The following is a 19,588-nucleotide window of genomic DNA, read 5'->3' as shown; positions in this document are numbered from 1 at the left end:
GATTAAAAATGTTGAAAACCGCAAACATAGATGAATTAGAGAATAAAAAGATAAGTAAACTACTCTGGCAATACGCGCTTCCGGCTATCGTGGGAACAATGGTCAACGCGCTATACAATATCATCGACCGTATATATATCGGCCATGGTCCCGATCTGGGAGACCATGCTATCGGAGGATTGGGAATCGTCCTGCCTGTCATGAACCTGACTGCTGCCGTGGGTATGCTGGTTGGGGCCGGCTCGGCAAGCCGCATATCTATCTGTCTGGGCAGGGGCGATAAGGAAACCGCCGAAAAAATAATAGGCAACTCTTTCCTGATGACTGTCTTATTTACAGGAACACTTGTAACATTGTTATTCATGTTCCTTGATCCTATACTGATGAGGATAGGAGCCACGGAAGAAACCTTCCCTTATGCAAAAGAATTCCTTTTGTATTATTTGCCGGGAAACATCTTCCTTACCATGTGCTTTAACTTCAACAGTATGATGCGTGCATCGGGTTATCCGACCAAGGCAATGTACACTATGCTGATCGGGGTGATAGCGAATATCATTATTGCACCCATATTCATATTTGTACTGGAATGGGGGATTAAAGGAGCTGCCATCGCAACTATCATTTCCATGTTCATAGGCTTATGCTTCGTTATGCATCACTTTATGAACCAAAACAGTATGCTGCGTTTGCGCAGGAAAAACATAGGGCTGAATCCGAAGATAGTATGGGCGATCGCCAGCATCGGTCTGTCCCCTTTCTTTATTCAGGTAGCTGCGTCGGTCGTGGTATTCATGCTCAACAACAAGCTGAAAGTGTATGGCGGCAATGTGGCCATAGAGGCATATGCCATTGCCAATACCCTGGTAATGATCATTATCATGGTACTGGTAGGACTTACACAAGGTATGCAGCCGATAGTGGGGTATAACTATGGAGCCAGAAGGATAAGCAGGGTGAAAGAAACCCTCAATTATACGATTAAAGTAGGGGTATGTATAGGTATTGTAGGATGCGCAATAGGACTGCTGTTGCCGAATGTTATCGTACAGCCGTTCAACCCTTCTGCCCCGCTGGCTGCCGAAGCATCGAAAGCTCTGCGCATCATAACCGTGATGCTGCCATTGGTGGGCTTTCAGATTGTGGTTACCAATTTCTTCCAGTGCATAGGGATGGCGGCGAAATCGATCTTTCTTAGTCTGACTCGCCAATTCCTTCTGCTTATCCCTGCTCTGATTATATTGCCACACTTCTTCCGGCTGAATGGTGTCTGGTTCTCATTGCCCGTTGCGGATAGTTTGTCAACATTGTTGACCGCGGCGATGTTTATATGGCAGATAAACAAATTCAAGAAAATGGAGGCCTCAGAATTATGATGATAGATAATATAAACAGACAGAATATACTGCAACATTTCTCCGTTGCGGAAAATGACTTACTGAAAGTGGTCTCCGAAGCCCTGAGCAAAGGAGGGGATTACGCCGATATATATTTTGAACATACATTCAGCAATAATATCTCGCTCCGGGACGGGGAAGTAAACCGCGCCGCTTCGAATATCGATTATGGTGCGGGTGTAAGGGTAGTATCGGGCGACCAGACCGGATATGCCTATGTGGAGAACACCGACATTAAGGATTTACTGAAAGCGGCCCGCACAGCGGCAAGTATCGCGTCAATGCCTGTCGGGACAAATAACGCGGCTGAAATAAGAGAACGCCATTTTCATAACTACTATAAAATAGAAAAGCCCTGGCTCGATGTATCGGTAGCCGACAAAAAATTATTTGTACAGAAACTGAATGACAGGATATTCGAGCTCGATCCCCGTGTTATCAAAGCCTCAGTCAGCCTGAATGACGCTACATCATATATCCTTTTTTTCAACTCGGAAGGTATATTGACCTGGGATTACCGCCCGATGTCGATCATGTCGGGCTCCTGTACGATGGAGCAGGACGGCAAAATAGAAAACGGCTATTGTTCACGTGCTTACCGGAAAGGATTTGAGTTCCTGAACGAAGAATTAATTGAAACGATTGCCAGGGAAGCCGTAGCACAGACCTCCCTCATGTTCGAAGCCATAAAGCCTAAAGGTGGCGAAATGCCTGTGGTTATGGGAGCCGGAAGTTCGGGTATCCTGCTGCACGAAGCCATCGGACATACCTTCGAAGCTGACTTTAACAGGAAAAATGTATCCATATTTTCCGACCGGTTCGGCAAACGGATCTGTATGCCCGGTATCAACATTGTGGATGACGGCACGATAGAACATGCCCGTGGCGCAATCAATTTTGACGATGAAGGCGTGGAGAGCCAAAAGACATATATAGTAAAGGACGGCATTCTCGAAAGTTACCTGCACGACCGTATCAGCGCAAAGCATTACGGTGTGGAACCGACGGGAAACGGGCGGCGTCAATCGTTCCGGTACGCGCCATTACCACGTATGCGGGTAACTTATATGGAAGAAGGGAATACGCCGGAAGCCGATATTATAGCATCCGTAAAACAAGGTGTGTATGTGGATAATTTCACAAACGGACAGGTGCAGATCGGCGCCGGGGACTTCACATTCTTTGTAAAAACAGGCTACCTGATAGAGAACGGAAAACTGACCCGGCCGATAAAAGATATAAACATCATAGGTAACGGCCCGAAAGCGTTGGCCGACATCACCATGACAGGCAACAACCTGAAAATAGACGAAGGTGCATGGACCTGCGGCAAAGACGGGCAGGGTGTTCCGGTCGGACAGGGTTTACCATCGGTATTGGTGAGTAAACTGACTGTGGGAGGGGAATGATTGTTATTTCAAGATTTCAGGTTTCAAGATTATTCTCCTGAATTTTGAAATCTTGAAACCTGAAATCTTGAAATTCTTATAATATCCCCTTATCCGTATCGGCATTATCCAGGCTCTTCTTCCCTGCCTCATGCTTACGCCCGAAAGACATATTCCATGAAAAGCGCAGGTAAAGCATATGCCCGTTCTCTTTTATGTACGACCACGATTTTGTCGGCTTTACAGATGAGATATTTCGACTGCCGGCACTCCAGTAATCCTTGAACGGATATGACATCCCCAGCGATAATTTAGCCTCTTTGTGTTTATATCCGGCCTCTATATAGTTCCAGTCTTCCCCGTAGTAAATAGATTCTCCCCATAATTCCTTATAGCGGGAATTCAACCCTATAACAAAGCTGAGATTTTTATACAGTACATTTGAGCGGAATCCTCCATAAATAGCATTATAAGTATGGTTTATCCCGGTGTTTGCGTTGAAGATATCCCGTTGCAGGCCAAACCAGCCGGTCAGAGTCCAGATGTCCTTTATTATTTTAGCGGTAATATCTCCCGACCAGTAGAAGTAATGCTGCCCTTTATGATTGTCTGAATACGACACGATCTTATCCCCCTCTATGCTGTATGTATTGACAATAACTTTATCGAAATACATATATCCTAGTGTAGTGCTGATGTCAAAAATTCCTTTGTTTACATTAAATATCAGCTTGTTGTTATATGTATTGGTAAGTTTCAGATCCGGATTGCCCCTGCTGAGCTGATAAGCATCCACCTGTTGCTCCACACTGCTGAGCTGTCCTAACGACGGGGTTCTGTTGCTCACTACAAATGAATACTTTACCGACAGATTATCATTGAACGGATAATTCAACTGCACGGAAGGCCGTATCGTATAAAATGCCGCATCATTCTCCCCCTCTTTAAACCAGATACGCGAACCGCCCAGACCTAAAGTATAACCCAGCTTTTTGGCTATCTTACCCTGCACCTGGGCAAAAGCATACGAATCAGAGTTTTTCATTTCCGTTTTTGTATCAGTATTCCCTCTGTATGTATTATCCGCAAACCCCTGCGTATGTTTCGCCCCGGCGCTAAAGGTCAGGTTTTCGAACTGTTTTTCATAAACAGCTTCACCGATAACTGAATATTTATTACCGTCCACCTTGTTGTAGATTTCTGTCTGCGGCACGGATTCCTCCGATTCCAGATAATTGCTTTCACTGTCCGAATTGATATATGTACCCACTATATTAACAGCCAGCGACTGCTTATCTTTCAATTCCTGCTTATAGTATATATCCAGAACCGGAGTGTACTCGAAGCCATTCCGCCTCGCGCTGGAATAAGCCGGGATAACCCTGTCGGAGTAGAAGTTATTGAAGTCTGTTGTATTATCGTAATTATAAAGCTGATTCTTAAAAGCCACATTAAACACATATTTATCTACGGATGTCAGGTTATATGTCAGGTTGAAGCGATGATACTGGTATTCCATAGGGGCTTCTATTCCCCTTTGTTCCCGGGAGACCGGATTTGCCGGGAAATTCAGTAATTCGCTTTGCTCTGTCCATCGTTTATCGTAAGACCTGTAATTTATATAATAATTAAGCCCGAATTCCGATGCTTTATTATTCATCTTGAACGTAATATTATCGTCTCCGAATCCTACATAAGGAGAATTGCGCCCGTCTACGGATACATATCCGCCATAGTTCTTCTGCCTGTCCACGATCAGGTTTACGACCGCGCCTACATTTTCGTTGCCGAAACGCACGCCGGGGTCTTCAAAATATTCCACTCGCAGGATATCTTTCGAGCGGAGAGCGGCAACTTCCTGTACAGTGGCACGTACACCGTTGATCCGGAGTTGTACTTCTTCGTTACCTACTTTTATTGTCTGATTTACAGGGTCGATATTCAAACGGGCTAGCGACATATTACTTAGCAGGTCGAAAGCATTGACAGAACTTTTTATCTGCATCGAATCGGGGAGGATTATCTGCCTGTCCACTTTATTTATTATTCTGTTAGCTGTCACTGTCACTTCGCCCAGTGCTTCCGATTCCTCTGTCAGTTCGATATCACCTAAATCGAGATGGGACGACAGGTTGCTTATCTTTATAAATGCAGTCCTGTATCCCAGAAAGGATGCTTTCAGAAGATAATCCTGTTTCTGGAATTGTCCGGCCATTGCAAATAATCCCAATGTATCCGTCTGACAGCCGGTAATATATGTGGAGTCGGCCTTTAGCAATACCATCGTTACGAACCCGACAGGCTTCTTTGTATTTATGTCTATTATACGGCCTTTTACATCAATCGCTTGCAAAGAAATACTAAAGAGGAAAATAAATAATAAAATGATCGGGCTTCTCATTATTAAGCTTAATTTATATAACATCCATTTTATTATTATGACGGAAGAAAAAACGGGGTGTTACAATTAATGTGAATAAGTAGTTGTTTTTTTAATGTTGAATCATTTTCTGCATAACTGAAAATTTATCAGAACCAAACATCTTTATCTATATAAGAAACTAATTATTAACATTAATATTTAAGTATCTTATGAAGTATAAAGAAAAAACAGCCTCGGAGATTATCAGGATGATAGAACAGGACTTGTGCAGTATCTCCGAAATATGCAAAACATTTAAAATAAGCCGCAAGACATTTTATGAATGGAAAAAGGCAAAGCCCGATTTCGGCGAAGCGGTGGAAGAAGCCATCGACCACCGCGAAGAGGTGATCATAGCTTCGGCACGTATCGGACTGAAACAACTGCTGGAAGGCTATGTGCAGAAAAAAGAGAAGGTCACCTATATCCCCGATAAGAACGATCCGCTGAACGAGGTGGAGAAATGCCGCGTAGTGGAAAAGAAATTCTGCCCGCCGAGCATCCGCGCGATAAAGTACGTACTCGACCGGGAGGAAAGGAGGAAGGACAGAGACCGCTTGCTTGCATCGGAACGCCATCCGCTGGTCATCGAGGTACAGGACGAAGAGACCAGGCGTCAGTTGATGATATTGAAAGGGAACGGCTTCCGTCCGGGCGGCTCGCTCAATCCGGAGGTAGTGGCGGCCGTGGATAAGGAACTGGAAGAGGAAGGCAAAATGAAAAGTGAAGAACCGGAAGTGAAAAGTGAAGAACTAAAAGTGAAAAATGAGCAAGGGCAAGCTATGGAACAGCCGCCTGTCGCTCAACCATCTGCCGCTCCGGTAGAGAAGCCCAAGCCAAAGAATCTCTATCCGTTCCTGCCGCCGGGATATACATCGAGAACGGATTGAAGAAGGGGTAAATAATAAGTGAAAAACGAAAAGTGAAGAACTAATTGAAAATCGGCGGAGCCAAAAGCGAAGAACGAAAAATTATACGGGATACAAGTTGTTAACTGCTAACTGTTGACTGTTAACTGAAAAGTTAACCCGCTGGCGCGGACTTCCAGTCGTGTCTTGTTGACAGGGCAAAAATGTTTGTTACGCAACATACAGACGGGACGTCTGCGCGAGCGAAGAAGACGAAAAATTTGGAAATGGACAGAGTATATGACAAACCACGATACTGTTTACTGATGACTGTTTACTGTTCACTGAAAATACTGTTACCTTTGTTACCTTTTAACAGTTACAGGTTACTTCGCCCTTCGGGCAGTTACGAGTTACAAGTTGGCTGGCGTTTTGTTTTGTTTCACGCAAAGACGCAAAGGCGCAAAGTTTTACATCTTACGAGTTATTGACTGATGACTGTTTACTGATAACTGTTAAAAGCTAATTATTAATTTTTCATTCTTAATTATTAATCGCTTTCTCTTATTCTGTGTATTTTTGCATACGAAAACATTATAGGATGATTACTGAACAACATAAAGATACAGCACAATGGGCTATGCGGCTCGCTTTGCAGAACGGATGCCAGGCTGCCCGGGTCTCAATTATCACGGCGAATAATAATTCGTTTGAATATCGCAATACACAACTGGACAAGTTGCATCAAAGTTCCGAAAACAAATTGTATATCGAATTATTTGTCGATGGCAGATACGGCACATTTTCTACCAACCGTATAGAGAAGGCAGGACTGGAAACATTTATCAAAGAAGGAATCATATCGACCGGATATCTGGCTCCGGACAGGCTACGCCAACTACCAAATTCTGACAGATATTATAAAGGAGATGGCAAAAACCTGGACTTATATGATAATTCCTTTGAAAATATCAGCACCGATAAAAAACTGGATATAGCACGGCAGGCTGTTGAAGAAATATACGAATCGGATAAACGTATTATTTCCATCACTTCGTCATATGACGACGGTGTAGGAGCTGAATATATGGTTGCCAGCAACGGTTTTGAAGCTGAAAGCATAGACTCGGCTTTCAACCTGACTGTGGAAACCGCCCTGAAAACAGACGGCGATGCCCGGGCCGAATCGTATTGGTTCGACAGTTCTGTTTACTGGGACGACCTGAAGAAAAGCGGAATAGGAAAAATAGCGCTTGAACGGGCTTTGCGGAAAATAGGCCAGCGGAAAATTAAATCGGGCAAATACGATATGCTGCTCGACAACACCACCGCATCACGTTTATTTTCTCCAATAATGGGAGCGATGTACGGAACAGCATTGCAGCAAAAGAATTCATTCCTGCTGGACAAACTGGGGCAGCAGATCACATCCGACAAGCTGACTATCACAGATACTCCCCATCTTGCCCGTGCGTTCGGAGCCAGATGGTTTGATGGCGAAGGCGTCGCCACCAAAGAGCGTGTCATCATAGACAGGGGTATATTACAAACATACTTCATAGATACATACAACTCGCTGAAAATGGATGTAGGGCCAACGATAGCCTCGCCATCCATTATACAGGCCGCACCGGGAAGCAGGGACTCTGACGGAATACTTCAATCTGTACAAAAAGGTATCTGGATAACGGGCTTCAACGGGGGGAACAGTAACCCCACAACCGGAGACTTTTCGTTTGGAGTAGAGGGTTTCCTTATCGAAAACGGCATAGCAACTACCCCGATAAGCGAGATGAACATTACGGGTAACATACTTGTTCTATGGAAAAACCTTGCAGAAGTAGGAAATGACCCGCGTGAAAGTTCGCCATGGCGGTTACCATCCCTCTTGTTCAGCGATGTAAATTTTAGCGGATTGTAAAGCATGAAATTATTCAACATACTCACAATATTCTTTTTATTTCCGATATCGTTCTTTGCACAGGTACCCTCCACTGAAGTAAGGGCCGCATGGCTTACTACCAACTGGGGGCTGGACTGGCCCAGACAAGGCACCAGCGTAGAAGCACAAAAAAAACAATTATGCGATATACTCGACCAGTTACAAGACGAGCATTTCAATGTGGTGCTATTTCAGGCACGCGCGCAGGGGTCTGTATTTTACAGATCGAAAATAGAACCTTTAAGCACCTACTTTAATCAGTCGGAAGGTTTCGATCCATTGGCATTTGCCATTGAGGAATGCCACAAAAGAGGGATGGAATGTCATGCCTGGCTTGTAACCTATACGATGGATAAAGCAAAAATAAAATATACGGGAAAAGGTAGAAGGAGAAAAGGGACTGTAGTTAAAGACAAACCTGATTATTACAAAGAAGTCCACGGAACCTGGTATCTCGATCCCGGAAGGCCTGAATCTCAGAAATTGATCTCATCCATTGTAGACGAAATAGTAAAGAATTATGATGTCGACGGCATACATTTCGACTATATACGCTATCCCAGCAATACTCAGAAATTCCCCGATGATGATACTTTCAAAAAATACGGCAATGGCAAAGGTCTGCACGACTGGCGCAGGGAGAACATAAATCGGTTGGTTACAGACATTTACGACAATGTGAAAGCAGTCAAGCCCTGGGTGCAGATAAGCAGTTCTCCCCTGGGACGGTACCGGGTACTGCAGCATGTAGCTCCCAACGATGGCTGGACAGCCTATGAAACTGTTTTTCAGGATGCAGGCCACTGGATGAAAAGCGGGAAACACGACCTTGTATTCCCTATGATGTATTATAAAGAACACCGTTTCTATCCATTCCTGGACGACTGGGTGGTAAACAGTAACGGACGCATTGTTGTGCCGGGGCTAGGCGTTTATCAGATGGACGAGCAAAACTGGTCGTTGGAAGATATCCTGAACCAGATGAAATATACCCGGGAAAATAAGGTAAAAGGACAGGCGTACTTCCGCACGGGGAACATTCTAAGCAACCTGAAAGGAATCAGGGATTCTATCCATACTTACTACCCTACTCCCGCTAAATTACCTCCGCTGACCTGGTTGGATAATATATCACCTAACTCTCCGGTTATTACGCAGGTGTATAAAGATGAAGGTTACCTGAATATAAAATGGGATGCTCCCGACAATAACGAAACTTATACTTACAATATATATGCCTCTTCAACAGAAGAAATAGATATAAACAATGCCCGTAACATGCTGGTTACAGGGTTGCGCACCAACAGCTACTCATTTCCGGTAACGGTCGGTGAATTCGGGTTCCACTACTTTGTTACAGCCTCCGACAGGTATCATAACGAAAGCGTGCAGTCGTTTCCCGCATACTTCGTGCATTCCGGAGGAGAGCATTAGCCCAGTTCGGTTTTAAGCTGATTGATTGTCTTATGTAAAACAGGATGGATGTAATCGCCTGCTATCTCAGCCAACGGCAATAAGACGAAAGCCCTTTCGTGTAAGTGCGGATGCGGCAGGATAAGTTTCTCGTTGGCATACACCTTATCGTCGAACAATAGCAGGTCGATATCGATTATCCTATCGGCATACACCTTGTTCTCTGATTTGGTTGTACGTCCCATCTCCGTCTCTATCTCCTGTGTCCGTTGCAACAATTCCATTGGCCGCAGCCTGGTCTTTACTTCACATACGGCGTTCAGGAAGCGGTTCTCCGATTCGAAGCCTACCGGTTCGGTAACGTAAAAAGCGGAAGTGGTAACAACCTCACCAATCCGCTCTTCTATTCTGTTTATAGCATGATTAAGGTTCTCTCCCCTGTCTCCCATATTGGAACCCAGACCTAAGAACACATCATGCTGAATATCTTTATCCAGTAACATTTAAATTATAAGCATTGCATCACCATATGTACCAAAGCGGTACTTCTCTTTCACCGCCATATCGTATATATCCATAATACGATCATATCCTCCGAAAGCGGCGGTCATCATCAGCAGAGTCGATTGAGGCAGATGGAAGTTGGTTACCATTGAGTCGGCAATACCGAAATCGTACGGAGGGAAGATGAATTTGTTTGTCCACCCCTCATTGGTTTTCAGATGCCCGTCTGTGCTAACAATCGTCTCTATGGCTCTCATCACAGATGTACCCACGGCACATACACGGCGACCTTCATCCTTTGCGCGGTTTACATGTATCGTGGCTTCTTCTGTAATCAGCAATTGCTCCGAATCCATCTTATGTTTTGTCAGGTCTTCCACATCGATATCACGGTAATTACCTAAGCCTGAATGTAATGTTATATACGCGAAATCAATGCCTTTGATTTCCATACGCTTCAGCAGTTCACGGCTAAAGTGCAATCCGGCAGCAGGAGCAACCACTGCTCCTTCATTCTTGGCAAAGATAGTCTGGTAACGGTCTTTATCTTCAGCTTCTTCGCCTCTGTTCAGATACTTCGGAATAGGAGTTTCTCCTAATGCATAAAGAGCCTTACGGAACTCTTCGCTAGGCCCGTCGTATAAGAAACGGAGTGTACGTCCGCGGGAAGTTGTATTATCAATTACTTCGGCTACCATTGAATCATCGTCGCCAAAGTATAACTTATTCCCGATACGGATTTTACGTGCAGGATCTACCAGCACATCCCACAGGTGAAATTCTTCGTTCAACTCCCTGAGTAAAAATACTTCGATAGTGGCTCCGGTCTTTTCCTTATTCCCGTACAAACGGGCAGGAAAAACCTTTGTGTCGTTAAAGATAAATATATCCTTATCATCGAAATATTCGATAATATCTTTAAAAACCTTATGCTCAACTTCTCCGGTCTTGCGATTGACAACCAATAAACGGGATTCATCCCTGTTTTTAGCAGGATGAGAGGCTATCAATTCCTCAGGCAAATCAAACTTGAATTGAGAAAGTTTCATATTCTATATATAAATTAATTTAGTTTCTATTATAATCTGCAAACATACAAGGATATATCCTGATATCCTAATCCAAAAGGGCGTCTATCACGTCTTCTATCTGTTCTCCTGCAACACACTGGTCGAGAGTAATATCTCCTATCCGGATGCGTTCCAATGCCGTCAGATACCCTCCGGACCCTAAAGCCAAACCAATATCCCTTGCCAATGCCCTTATATAGGTTCCCTTACTGCATACCACCCTGATCTTTATCTCAGGCATAGTATAATCGAGTAGCTCAATTTCATCTATCGCCAGCAGCTTGGGCTTCAATTCAATATCCTGTCCTTCTCGGGCAAATTCATAAGCTCTTTTCCCCTCTACCTTACAGGCAGAATACGTAGGAGGTATTTGCTGGATCTCTCCGATAAATTGTACCAAGGCCTGATTAACCAACTCTTCGGTTATATGCTCCGTAGGATATGTTGCGTCTACTTCTGTCTCTAAGTCGAAAGACGGAGTAGTTTCCCCTAATTTTACGGTTGCAATATACTCTTTGGTCTGATACTGGAAGGTTTCTATCAGCTTGGTCTTTTTCCCGGTACAGATAATCATCACTCCCGTAGCAAGCGGGTCAAGCGTTCCGGCATGACCTACTTTCAATTTCTTAACGCCTAATCTCCGGCAAAGTTTATTCCGCAATTTCCGTACCAGATCAAACGATGTCCAATTAAGCGGTTTATTTATGTATAAGACCTCTCCTGAAATAAAATCCATTAAATGATAGTTAATTCGTATCCCGAAAGCAATAGCGCCAACAGGATGCCACCAACAATAATACGATACCAGCCAAACAGTTTAAAACCATATTTAGTGACAAAACCGATAAAGAACTTGATAGCAAGTAATGCGACAATGAATGCTACCACATTACCGACAATCAGGACTCCTATATTTTCTTTTAATAATTCGAATCCCGTATCGGACATTATCAGTTTCAGCAATTTATAACCTGTTGCGGCAGCCATAGTAGGAACAGCCAGAAAGAATGAAAATTCGGCAGCATTCCTGCGGCTGAGCCCGCGGCTCATCCCCCCTACAATAGTTGCCATAGAACGGGATACGCCCGGTATCATGGCGATACACTGATAACAACCTATTATAAAGGCGTTCTTATATGTAATTTCCTGCTCACCGTCTTCAGGACGGTTAAACCACCGATCAACGAACAGCATAAGGATACCTCCCAAAACAAGCATAATGGATACGACCAATACGCTCTCTAACAATTCGTCTATCATATCATTGAATATGAATCCTAATATGGCGGCAGGAATGAATCCCATCAACAGCTTCCAGTAGAACTCATATTTATATAAAGCATATTTCAAAAAGCCAGCATTTTCAGATCCGGGAACTTCCCTGAAACGGAAAAAACGTCTCCAATATAATACAATTACCGACAAGATGGCTCCAAACTGGATAATTACGGTAAAAGCTTTTACAAATTCGTTACTCTCAACGCCCAAAAGACTTTGCGCGATAATCATATGTCCGGTAGAAGATACAGGTAGAAATTCAGTCAGTCCCTCTACAATAGCAATAATAATTGCTTCAATAATGCTCATTACAAATTATAGTTTTATAATTGGTTGTGTTCTTTTTTTTCGTCAGCCAACACCTTCTTACGGGGGTACAGGATACCCGCAATCATGAGCAGAAAGCCGGCGAAACAGATCATCGGTGCTACAACAATTCTCTTTGCACTGAAAATATCCGGTTCAAAACCTCCTTCGACACTCGATGCAGGACCGGTCATCAATATAAATCCTACAATGATGAGAACAACAGATACTGCACAAATAATGTAATTATGTTTGCCAAATGCAAAATCTTTCTTATCCATATTCTTAGACGTGATAAAGTTTATTTGTTGTCATTCTTAAATACCTGTTCACTGCCGATATTGTAGCCAGAACGGTAATCAGTATTCCCATGATTAATACAAGTCCGTATACAATCAGCAATTCAGTCATGGTTACAATCGATATCAGTTCGGGATATTCATTCGTAAAGTAATATATAACCCCTGTTATGGCTACATTAGCCAGAATAGCAGCTATTATGCCCGAAACAACCGTACTCATTATAAACGGACGCCTGATAAAACCATTCGTTGCACCAACGAGCTGCATGGTATTAATTAAGAAACGTTTCGAATATATATTTAATTGTATTGTATTCCTTATTAATGTAAAAGATATAAGAATAAGTATAATACCCAGTATGAGAAGGATAGAACCTACTTTCGAGAGGTTCTGATTGGCCAGTGCAATATCTTCCTCCTTAAAAGACAGGCCTTTGGTCAATTTGAAATCCTTAAAACTGGCTTCTACTTTTTTTATGCTATCGGTATTTACATACTCGGACTTGATGAACACATCGAAATAGCTTCGCGACGGGTCATAACCCAGCACTTCTTCGGGGTCGCCCCCCAGATCGTCTACCAGTTGTTTCTTCACCTCCTCCTTACTTATGTAAGTTGTAGATTTCACATACGGGTTAGCCTCTATCCTCTCTTTTGTCTTCTGAACAGCAGCAGCATCCATATCTCCCGTCAATTCGACAGACATACCCATGTTTTCCTTAAAATACGCTGCCAACCCCTTTCCGGTAAAAGCCACCAGAACAGTTAACCCCAACAAAAAAAGCACAAGAGTGATACTTATGGTAGATATTACTCCTGAGGTAAATAAAGATATTGTTTTAGGTTGTCGTTTATCAGACATCTGCACTGAGACAATTAACGGTCACTGACCTATTTGTTATTTTGCATGTAAACCACACATCTGTTACAACTGAAAATGTTGCGCAAATACTCTTTGCCGGATAATCCTTACATGCGGGTACAACGCACCCAAATTCGCTGCAAAGAAACAAAATAAAAGCATGTATTAGAACTATTTTTGTTTTTTTTAATAAATAAGGCTTCTTTTTGCCTAAAAATACAATTCAACCACTATAAGGAAACAGTAAAAACAGGGCATTTGTTTTGGAACCGGTTCAAATTTTAGTTCATGGTAAATATTTTTTCAAGAGTGTTTTCCCTCCGTTCATCTTTAGGGTCTTTTTTTCATTCTTATTGCAAACACATGTATTTTATCAAACGAATTTTATCTATAACTTACCGGCCGATAGTTTTAGCTCTTGGCCAATAGCTTTTTGAAAATTTGTATCCATATTTGAAAATCGATATGAAAAGCGTTCAAAAGGTGTTACTTTTGTTACCTTTTGGAAAAACGATCATCATTTTCATATTTTATTTTTTTTAATAAACATTCCCTTATATGCACGAATAGAGGGAAGGGGTTCGTTAAAATATTATTGTATATTTGCATTTAACAACCAGGACGGAAAATATATTCCGAACAACTATAAGTCACACATTTAACTAACAAAATAATATCATGCAAACAAATGAAACCAAATCGGGGCTGAACCCTGCCAACTTCTCGGGAAAAGTAGATGGAAAAGATGTACGTATGTATGTCCTTACCAATAACAAAGGAGCTGAAGCTACGGTCATCAACTACGGCGGGAAAATCGTATCGCTTTCTGTTCCGGATAAGAACGGCAAACTAACAGATGTCGTACTGGGACATAATAGCCTGGCTGAATATCTGAATTCGGAAGAACCATATTTCGGGGCAGTCTGTGGGCGAACAGGAAACCGTATAGCTAAAGGACAGTTTGAACTTGACGGTGTAACATATAAATTAGCCATAAACAACGGCCCGAATAATCTTCATGGAGGCTTGAAAGGTTTCAATGCCGTAGTGTGGGATGCCAAGCAAACAGGCAATCAGACTTTGGAACTGAGATATCTTGCAAAAGACGGAGAAGAAGGATTCCCCGGTAATCTGAGCGTAAAAATGATTTATACCCTGACAGATAGTAATGAATTCTCTATAGATTACGAGGCTACTACCGACAAAGCGACTATCCTCAATCTAACAAACCATTCATATTTTAACTTGTCGGGAGAAGGCGATCCGAGCATAAACGACCATATACTGGTAATGCATGCATCCAATTACCTTCCTACGGACGATACTGCCATCCCATACGGTAAGCCTGAAGCTGTTAAAGGAACGCCTTTCGATTTTACTTCCCCCCATACGATAGGCGAAAGAATAGAAGCGGATTTTGAGCAATTATATTTCGGCAAAGGCTACGACCATACTATGATATTGGATAAAAAAGAAGGTGAATGCGCGTTGGCTGTAGAATGCTACTCTCCAAAAACAGGCATCCGGATGAACATATCTACTTCCGAACCGGGAGTCCAAATATATACCGGAAACTGGATGACCGGAAACTTCGAGGGCAAGCACGGACACCGTTACCCTATGCGTGCTGCGGTATGTTTCGAAACACAACATTTCCCCGACAGTATCAATAAGCCTGAATATCCGAGTGTCGTATTACGCCCCGGAGAAACATTCAAAAGCAAAACCGTACACGCGTTTTCCGTAACGGAACAATAATTAATCGTATAATGAATATTCAGGTGGTAGGGATTATCCACTATCACCTGTCTGTATATATTTAATCCATATTATAATGAAGATATTTCTCTATCTGTCATTTATATTTATCTTATCTACCTGCATATCATGCACAAGCAATAGCGAGAAACACTTTATAGAGGAAAATATTATTTTTGCCACCCGGCAAACATCTGATATGTTGAAAAATGTAGGGGAACCGGACGGAAAAAACTATCCGCGTTCGACTGATAAAGAAGGAAAGCTGATTACTACAGGTATGTATGACTGGACTCCGGGATTCTTCCCGGGTTCTTTGTGGTATTTATATGAGCTTACCGGAGATTCCGTATGGAAAGACAATGCCGAAAAATGGACAACTTCTTTAGAGCCCTTGAAGACATTTACAGCTCATCATGACTTAGGGTTTATGATGTATTGCAGTTATGGAAATGCGCTCAGGCTTGCCCCGAAAGATGAGTATAAAGACATAATCATACAAAGTGCTTATTCGCTGGCAACCCGTTATAACGAGAAAACCAAGGCCATTAAATCATGGAACTATCATAAATCATGGGACGGGGAAGAATCGCATTTCCCTGTTATAATAGACAACATGATGAATCTGGAATTATTACTTGAAGCCTCTAAATTATCGGGAGATAAAAGACTGCGCGACATAGCTGTAGCACATGCAAACACAACTCTGAAAAATCATTTCAGAGATGATTACAGTAGTTACCATGTTGTCTGCTACGACTCTCTTACCGGAGAAATCCACCACAAGGTCACAGCACAGGGCTTTAGTGACAATTCGACCTGGGCCAGAGGACAGGCATGGGCTGCATATGGCTTTACGATGATGTATCGTGAGACAAAAGACCCGGCATATCTTGATGCTGCTATTAAGATCATGAATTTCTATCTAAAGCACCTCCCCGAGGATTTAGTCCCCGTCTGGGACTTCAATGTAGGTCAAAAAAGTTACATACCAAAAGGGAACTCTTATGCAGTGGAATTTCAAGCAAGCCTGAAAGATGCATCCGCGGCCGCAATAGCTTGTTCTGCCTTATTCGACTTAGGCAGTTTCTCTAAGAATCGGGATTATACCGATACAGCTGTGAAAATACTGAAAAATCTGGCATCCCCTTCATACAGAGCTCCGTCAGGTACAAACGGAGACTTTCTGCTCATGCATTGTGTGGGTAGTATCCCCCACCATTCGGAGATTGATGTTCCATTGGTCTATGCCGATTATTACTTTCTGGAATCTTTAGTAAAATATAAAAAGTCAGCAAGCTAATTTACGCAGATATGTTTTTTCGTATCACAACCGAAATTATAACCAGTGATGAAGCGTTGAATCAAAACAGGCTCACTCATATCTTTTTGTTCACATACAACAAGATCAGTTTATATGCTAAGGCGATGTGTTCATTTACGGTGCTTTCGCTGATAAGCAACAATGCTGCTGTTTCTCTATTTTGGAAAGTTCGAATACTGTGTTGGGTATTCCTTTTAACATTTGCCTATGTGTAGTGTTTTTTCTGAAAAATCATTGCAAAAATTTGCCGGAATCTCAGATTCTGTATATACTTTTGAAGCTGAATCCCAGTTGGGAATGCACTTCATTCTTATCAATACATTATATTCTTTTTGTACCCGGAAATGACGGATTTAGATTGGGAAAGTTATACAAACAGCCCGGTTGTCAGGTATAACCGGTATTCCAAAAACAGGAAATGCGGTCATAACATAAACTAAATAATTACAACAATGGAACACTTGCCACGATTTGTGAATGATCTTGCCCTTATCCTTATTACTACAGGGATAGTCACGATTATATGTAAATATCTCAAACAGCCTGTCGTATTAGGATATATCGTTGCCGGGCTTCTCATCAGCCCCCATACAACGTTCTTTCCATCTATAGCTGACCTGGAAAGTATACATATATGGTCGGAGATCGGAATTATCTTTTTCCTGTTTGCGCTGGGGCTTGAATTCAGTTTCAAGAAACTGATGGATGTAGGGGGGACGGCATCCATTGCAACATTATTCAACATGACCTGTATGGTAACCGTTGGATATACTATAGGCAAGCTGTTAGGCTGGTCGCACATGGACAGTCTTTTCCTTGGAGGTATGCTATCCATGTCTTCTACGACTATTATTATTAAGACATTCAATGATATGTCACTACAGAAGACAAGGTTTGCAGGTATTGCCTTTGGCATGCTCATCGTAGAAGACCTTGCCGCCATCTTAATGCTCGTCTTGCTGAGTACGGTCGCGGTCAGCAAACACTTCGAAGGGACTCAGCTGGTATACGAAATCTTTAAACTTACTTTCTTTATTGTTATATGGTTTGTGGGCGGTATATACCTTATCCCTACATTCCTGAAGAAACTGAAAAAACACCTCAATGACGAAACTTTGCTTATCATATCGGTCGGTTTATGTTTAGGAATGGTATTATTTGCCACATACGTCGGGTTTTCGGCTGCATTAGGCGCATTTATCATGGGGTCCATTTTATCCGAAACATTGGAAGGCAAGCATATAGAACATATGATGCTGCCTCTGAAGAATCTGTTCGGGGCTATTTTTTTCGTATCGGTCGGCATGATGATCGAGGTTAAGGTAATAGCGGAATACGGGGTATATATAGCGCTGTTTACATGTGTGATTCTTATCGGACGCCCTCTGTTCTCCACAATCGGTATTTTATTGTCGGGACAAGGATTGAAGGTTGCCGTCAAAGCCGCATGCAGCCTGGCTTTGGTCGGAGAATTCTCGTTCATTATCGCTACATTGGGTACAAGTCTGGGAGTGATAAGCAAAGCGCTTTACCCTATTATTGTAGCGGTGGCAGTTATCACGACCTTCATATCCCCGTACATGCTGAAAATTTCGGGCCCTTTGGCCGACTGGATAATAAAACGGATACCGCCTAAATGGGAAAAGCTGATAGAAGGCTATGCTTCTTCGGCTTATAATACGGTTACGGAGGAAAAGACATGGAATATCCTTCTGAAAAAAGTTTTCACATTTGTCATCGTGTATCTGGTGATAAGTATAGCTGTCATACAACTGTTCAAACTGTTTATAAACCCGTTCATAATAGAAAGTATTCCGGGTGTTTTCGGGAAAATCCTGGCTACTGCATTAACGCTGACATGTATGGCCCCGTTACTGCGTGCTATAATAATGAAGAAAAACAGGTCGGACGAGTTCCGGAAATTGTGGGACAAACAGCCCTCGAACCGTGTGGCCCTGGTTATCCTCATCTTATTCCGTATAGCCTTGTGTTTTTCTGTCGTTATATTCGAATTGCATATACTATTCCCGTCCTCATCCATAACGGCAATAATCATTGCTATCGCTTACCTTGCCGCTATCGTTTTCATAAAAGGAGTGAAAATTCAGTCACGCAGGATAGAGAAAAGATTTATCGACAACTTCAACAGTAAGGAAAAAAATGCAGCAATATCATCAGCTGTAGCAAAAGGTCTGTTATCCAAAAATATACATATCGAAGAACTTGAAGTGTCGCCCGGTTCGCCAAGTGTGGGCAAGACATTGGCCGAACTCAATTACCGGCAAAGCACGGGCGTCAATATTATCACGATTATACGGGGAAACAAGAAAATAAATATTCCTGACGGCAAAGCATATCTGTATCCGCACGACAGGATCATTATTTGTGGGTCGGACGACGAAATAATGAGGTTTGTAGAATCGGTCGAGAACCGGAACAATGGAGAAACTGCAATGAGTGAAGCCGTACAGCATCATATCAGCCTCTCCCAATATCCTGTCGGGGAAGGATCGGTAATGATAAATAAAAGCATCGCCCGTCTAAGTGTCAGGGAACAAACCGAATGCCTGGTCATAGGTATAGACAGGGGAAACGAATCTATAACGAATTTCAGCGCGAGCTTCGTATTTCATGAAAACGATGTGGTATGGATTGCCGGGGAAGTGGATAAGTTAGCGTCATTTGAGGCCAACATCAATAAGCTGTTCTGAAAGATTTGCCGGAGAGAATTCAAAAGCTGCAGCCGAAACCTGTAGATGAAAGATGATATGGCA

15 protein-coding genes are annotated in these 19,588 nt (G+C 42.6%); 8 read left to right on the top strand and 7 right to left on the bottom strand.

Going from position 1 to position 19,588, the window contains the following annotated elements; translation table 11 throughout:
* The first annotated feature begins 8 nt into the window (after positions 1–8).
* Entirely contained in the window at positions 9–1,376 is a 1,368-nt protein-coding gene (locus tag ACYQ3L_RS07380) for an MATE family efflux transporter (protein WP_379994075.1), read from the top strand.
* A complete protein-coding gene (locus ACYQ3L_RS07375) occupies positions 1,376–2,806 on the top strand; it encodes a TldD/PmbA family protein (protein WP_379994125.1) in 1,431 nt (476 codons plus the stop codon). Before ACYQ3L_RS07380 ends, ACYQ3L_RS07375 begins: the two co-directional genes overlap by 1 nt.
* A 76-nt stretch (positions 2,807–2,882) precedes the next feature.
* On the opposite strand, the gene ACYQ3L_RS07370 is transcribed toward ACYQ3L_RS07375, so the two are convergent.
* A complete protein-coding gene (locus ACYQ3L_RS07370) occupies positions 2,883–5,186 on the bottom strand; it encodes a TonB-dependent receptor (RefSeq protein ID WP_379994074.1) in 2,304 nt (767 codons plus the stop codon).
* Between the two features lie 191 nt (positions 5,187–5,377).
* Here ACYQ3L_RS07370 and ACYQ3L_RS07365 point away from each other — a divergent pair, with 191 nt between their 5' ends.
* From ACYQ3L_RS07365 to ACYQ3L_RS07355, 3 genes are all read left to right on the top strand, one after another.
* The gene (locus ACYQ3L_RS07365) at positions 5,378–6,097 is read left to right on the top strand and encodes a helix-turn-helix domain-containing protein (protein ID WP_459952370.1); all 720 of its coding nucleotides are present in this window, start codon (positions 5,378–5,380) and stop codon (positions 6,095–6,097) included.
* Between the two features lie 559 nt (positions 6,098–6,656).
* Complete coding sequence (locus ACYQ3L_RS07360; RefSeq protein WP_380001955.1) at positions 6,657–7,976, top strand: TldD/PmbA family protein; 1,320 nt, start codon at positions 6,657–6,659, stop codon at positions 7,974–7,976.
* A 3-nt stretch (positions 7,977–7,979) separates the two neighbouring features.
* Positions 7,980–9,431: a glycoside hydrolase family 10-like protein gene (locus ACYQ3L_RS07355; protein ID WP_380001957.1), complete on the top strand. Its 1,452-nt coding sequence runs from the start codon at positions 7,980–7,982 to the stop codon at positions 9,429–9,431.
* Here the strand turns inward: ACYQ3L_RS07355 and folK are convergent.
* The 6 genes from folK to ACYQ3L_RS07325 all read right to left on the bottom strand — a co-directional run bounded on the left by folK (position 9,428) and on the right by ACYQ3L_RS07325 (position 13,732).
* The gene (gene folK, locus ACYQ3L_RS07350; RefSeq protein WP_380001959.1) at positions 9,428–9,913 is read right to left on the bottom strand and encodes a 2-amino-4-hydroxy-6-hydroxymethyldihydropteridine diphosphokinase; all 486 of its coding nucleotides are present in this window, start codon (positions 9,911–9,913) and stop codon (positions 9,428–9,430) included. The two genes, ACYQ3L_RS07355 and folK, sit on opposite strands and share 4 nt — an antisense overlap.
* A complete protein-coding gene (gene queA, locus ACYQ3L_RS07345; protein WP_380001961.1) occupies positions 9,914–10,963 on the bottom strand; it encodes a tRNA preQ1(34) S-adenosylmethionine ribosyltransferase-isomerase QueA in 1,050 nt (349 codons plus the stop codon).
* Positions 10,964–11,030: 67 nt separating this feature from the next.
* Complete coding sequence (gene truB / locus ACYQ3L_RS07340; RefSeq protein WP_380001963.1) at positions 11,031–11,720, bottom strand: tRNA pseudouridine(55) synthase TruB; 690 nt, start codon at positions 11,718–11,720, stop codon at positions 11,031–11,033.
* Positions 11,720–12,571 carry an undecaprenyl-diphosphate phosphatase gene (locus ACYQ3L_RS07335; RefSeq protein WP_380001965.1) on the bottom strand — a complete coding sequence of 284 codons (852 nt, stop codon included), beginning with the start codon at positions 12,569–12,571 and terminating at the stop codon, positions 11,720–11,722. Before ACYQ3L_RS07335 ends, truB begins: the two co-directional genes overlap by 1 nt.
* 14 nt (positions 12,572–12,585) lie before the next feature.
* Positions 12,586–12,849 (bottom strand): DUF3098 domain-containing protein, encoded by a 264-nt coding sequence (locus ACYQ3L_RS07330; protein WP_380001967.1) that lies wholly within the window; start codon positions 12,847–12,849, stop codon positions 12,586–12,588.
* A 4-nt stretch (positions 12,850–12,853) separates the two neighbouring features.
* Positions 12,854–13,732 (bottom strand): cell division protein FtsX, encoded by an 879-nt coding sequence (locus ACYQ3L_RS07325; RefSeq protein ID WP_380001969.1) that lies wholly within the window; start codon positions 13,730–13,732, stop codon positions 12,854–12,856.
* Positions 13,733–14,410: 678 nt separating this feature from the next.
* On the opposite strand from ACYQ3L_RS07325, the gene ACYQ3L_RS07320 reads away from it, so the two are divergent.
* The 3 genes from ACYQ3L_RS07320 (at position 14,411) to ACYQ3L_RS07310 (ending at position 19,525) form a co-directional block, all read left to right on the top strand.
* Positions 14,411–15,490, top strand: coding sequence for an aldose epimerase family protein (locus ACYQ3L_RS07320; RefSeq protein WP_380001971.1), 1,080 nt, complete (start codon positions 14,411–14,413; stop codon positions 15,488–15,490).
* A 76-nt stretch (positions 15,491–15,566) separates the two neighbouring features.
* Complete coding sequence (locus ACYQ3L_RS07315; protein ID WP_380001973.1) at positions 15,567–16,793, top strand: glycoside hydrolase family 88 protein; 1,227 nt, start codon at positions 15,567–15,569, stop codon at positions 16,791–16,793.
* A gap of 473 nt (positions 16,794–17,266) precedes the next feature.
* Complete coding sequence (locus ACYQ3L_RS07310) at positions 17,267–19,525, top strand: monovalent cation:proton antiporter family protein (RefSeq protein WP_380001975.1); 2,259 nt, start codon at positions 17,267–17,269, stop codon at positions 19,523–19,525.
* Positions 19,526–19,588 lie beyond the last annotated feature (63 nt).

The organism is Dysgonomonas termitidis (assembly GCF_054657735.1).
The sequence above is the reverse complement of the archived record's forward strand: the minus strand, read 5'-3'. Positions and strand labels throughout refer to the sequence as shown.

Excerpts from the sequence above, each read along its gene's own strand:
- ACYQ3L_RS07365 (WP_459952370.1), top strand. The coding sequence starts at position 5,378 with ATGAAGTATAAAGAAAAAACAGCCTCGGAGATTATCAGGATGATAGAA.
- ACYQ3L_RS07330 (WP_380001967.1), bottom strand. The coding sequence starts at position 12,849 with ATGGATAAGAAAGATTTTGCATTTGGCAAACATAATTACATTATTTGT.
- queA (WP_380001961.1), bottom strand. The coding sequence starts at position 10,963 with ATGAAACTTTCTCAATTCAAGTTTGATTTGCCTGAGGAATTGATAGCC.
- folK (WP_380001959.1), bottom strand. The coding sequence starts at position 9,913 with ATGTTACTGGATAAAGATATTCAGCATGATGTGTTCTTAGGTCTGGGT.
- truB (WP_380001963.1), bottom strand. The coding sequence starts at position 11,720 with ATGGATTTTATTTCAGGAGAGGTCTTATACATAAATAAACCGCTTAAT.
- ACYQ3L_RS07320 (WP_380001971.1), top strand. The coding sequence starts at position 14,411 with ATGCAAACAAATGAAACCAAATCGGGGCTGAACCCTGCCAACTTCTCG.
- ACYQ3L_RS07360 (WP_380001955.1), top strand. The coding sequence starts at position 6,657 with ATGATTACTGAACAACATAAAGATACAGCACAATGGGCTATGCGGCTC.
- ACYQ3L_RS07325 (WP_380001969.1), bottom strand. The coding sequence starts at position 13,732 with ATGTCTGATAAACGACAACCTAAAACAATATCTTTATTTACCTCAGGA.
- ACYQ3L_RS07370 (WP_379994074.1), bottom strand. The coding sequence starts at position 5,186 with ATGAGAAGCCCGATCATTTTATTATTTATTTTCCTCTTTAGTATTTCT.
- ACYQ3L_RS07315 (WP_380001973.1), top strand. The coding sequence starts at position 15,567 with ATGAAGATATTTCTCTATCTGTCATTTATATTTATCTTATCTACCTGC.
- ACYQ3L_RS07380 (WP_379994075.1), top strand. The coding sequence starts at position 9 with ATGTTGAAAACCGCAAACATAGATGAATTAGAGAATAAAAAGATAAGT.
- ACYQ3L_RS07335 (WP_380001965.1), bottom strand. The coding sequence starts at position 12,571 with ATGAGCATTATTGAAGCAATTATTATTGCTATTGTAGAGGGACTGACT.
- ACYQ3L_RS07355 (WP_380001957.1), top strand. The coding sequence starts at position 7,980 with ATGAAATTATTCAACATACTCACAATATTCTTTTTATTTCCGATATCG.
- ACYQ3L_RS07310 (WP_380001975.1), top strand. The coding sequence starts at position 17,267 with ATGGAACACTTGCCACGATTTGTGAATGATCTTGCCCTTATCCTTATT.
- ACYQ3L_RS07375 (WP_379994125.1), top strand. The coding sequence starts at position 1,376 with ATGATAGATAATATAAACAGACAGAATATACTGCAACATTTCTCCGTT.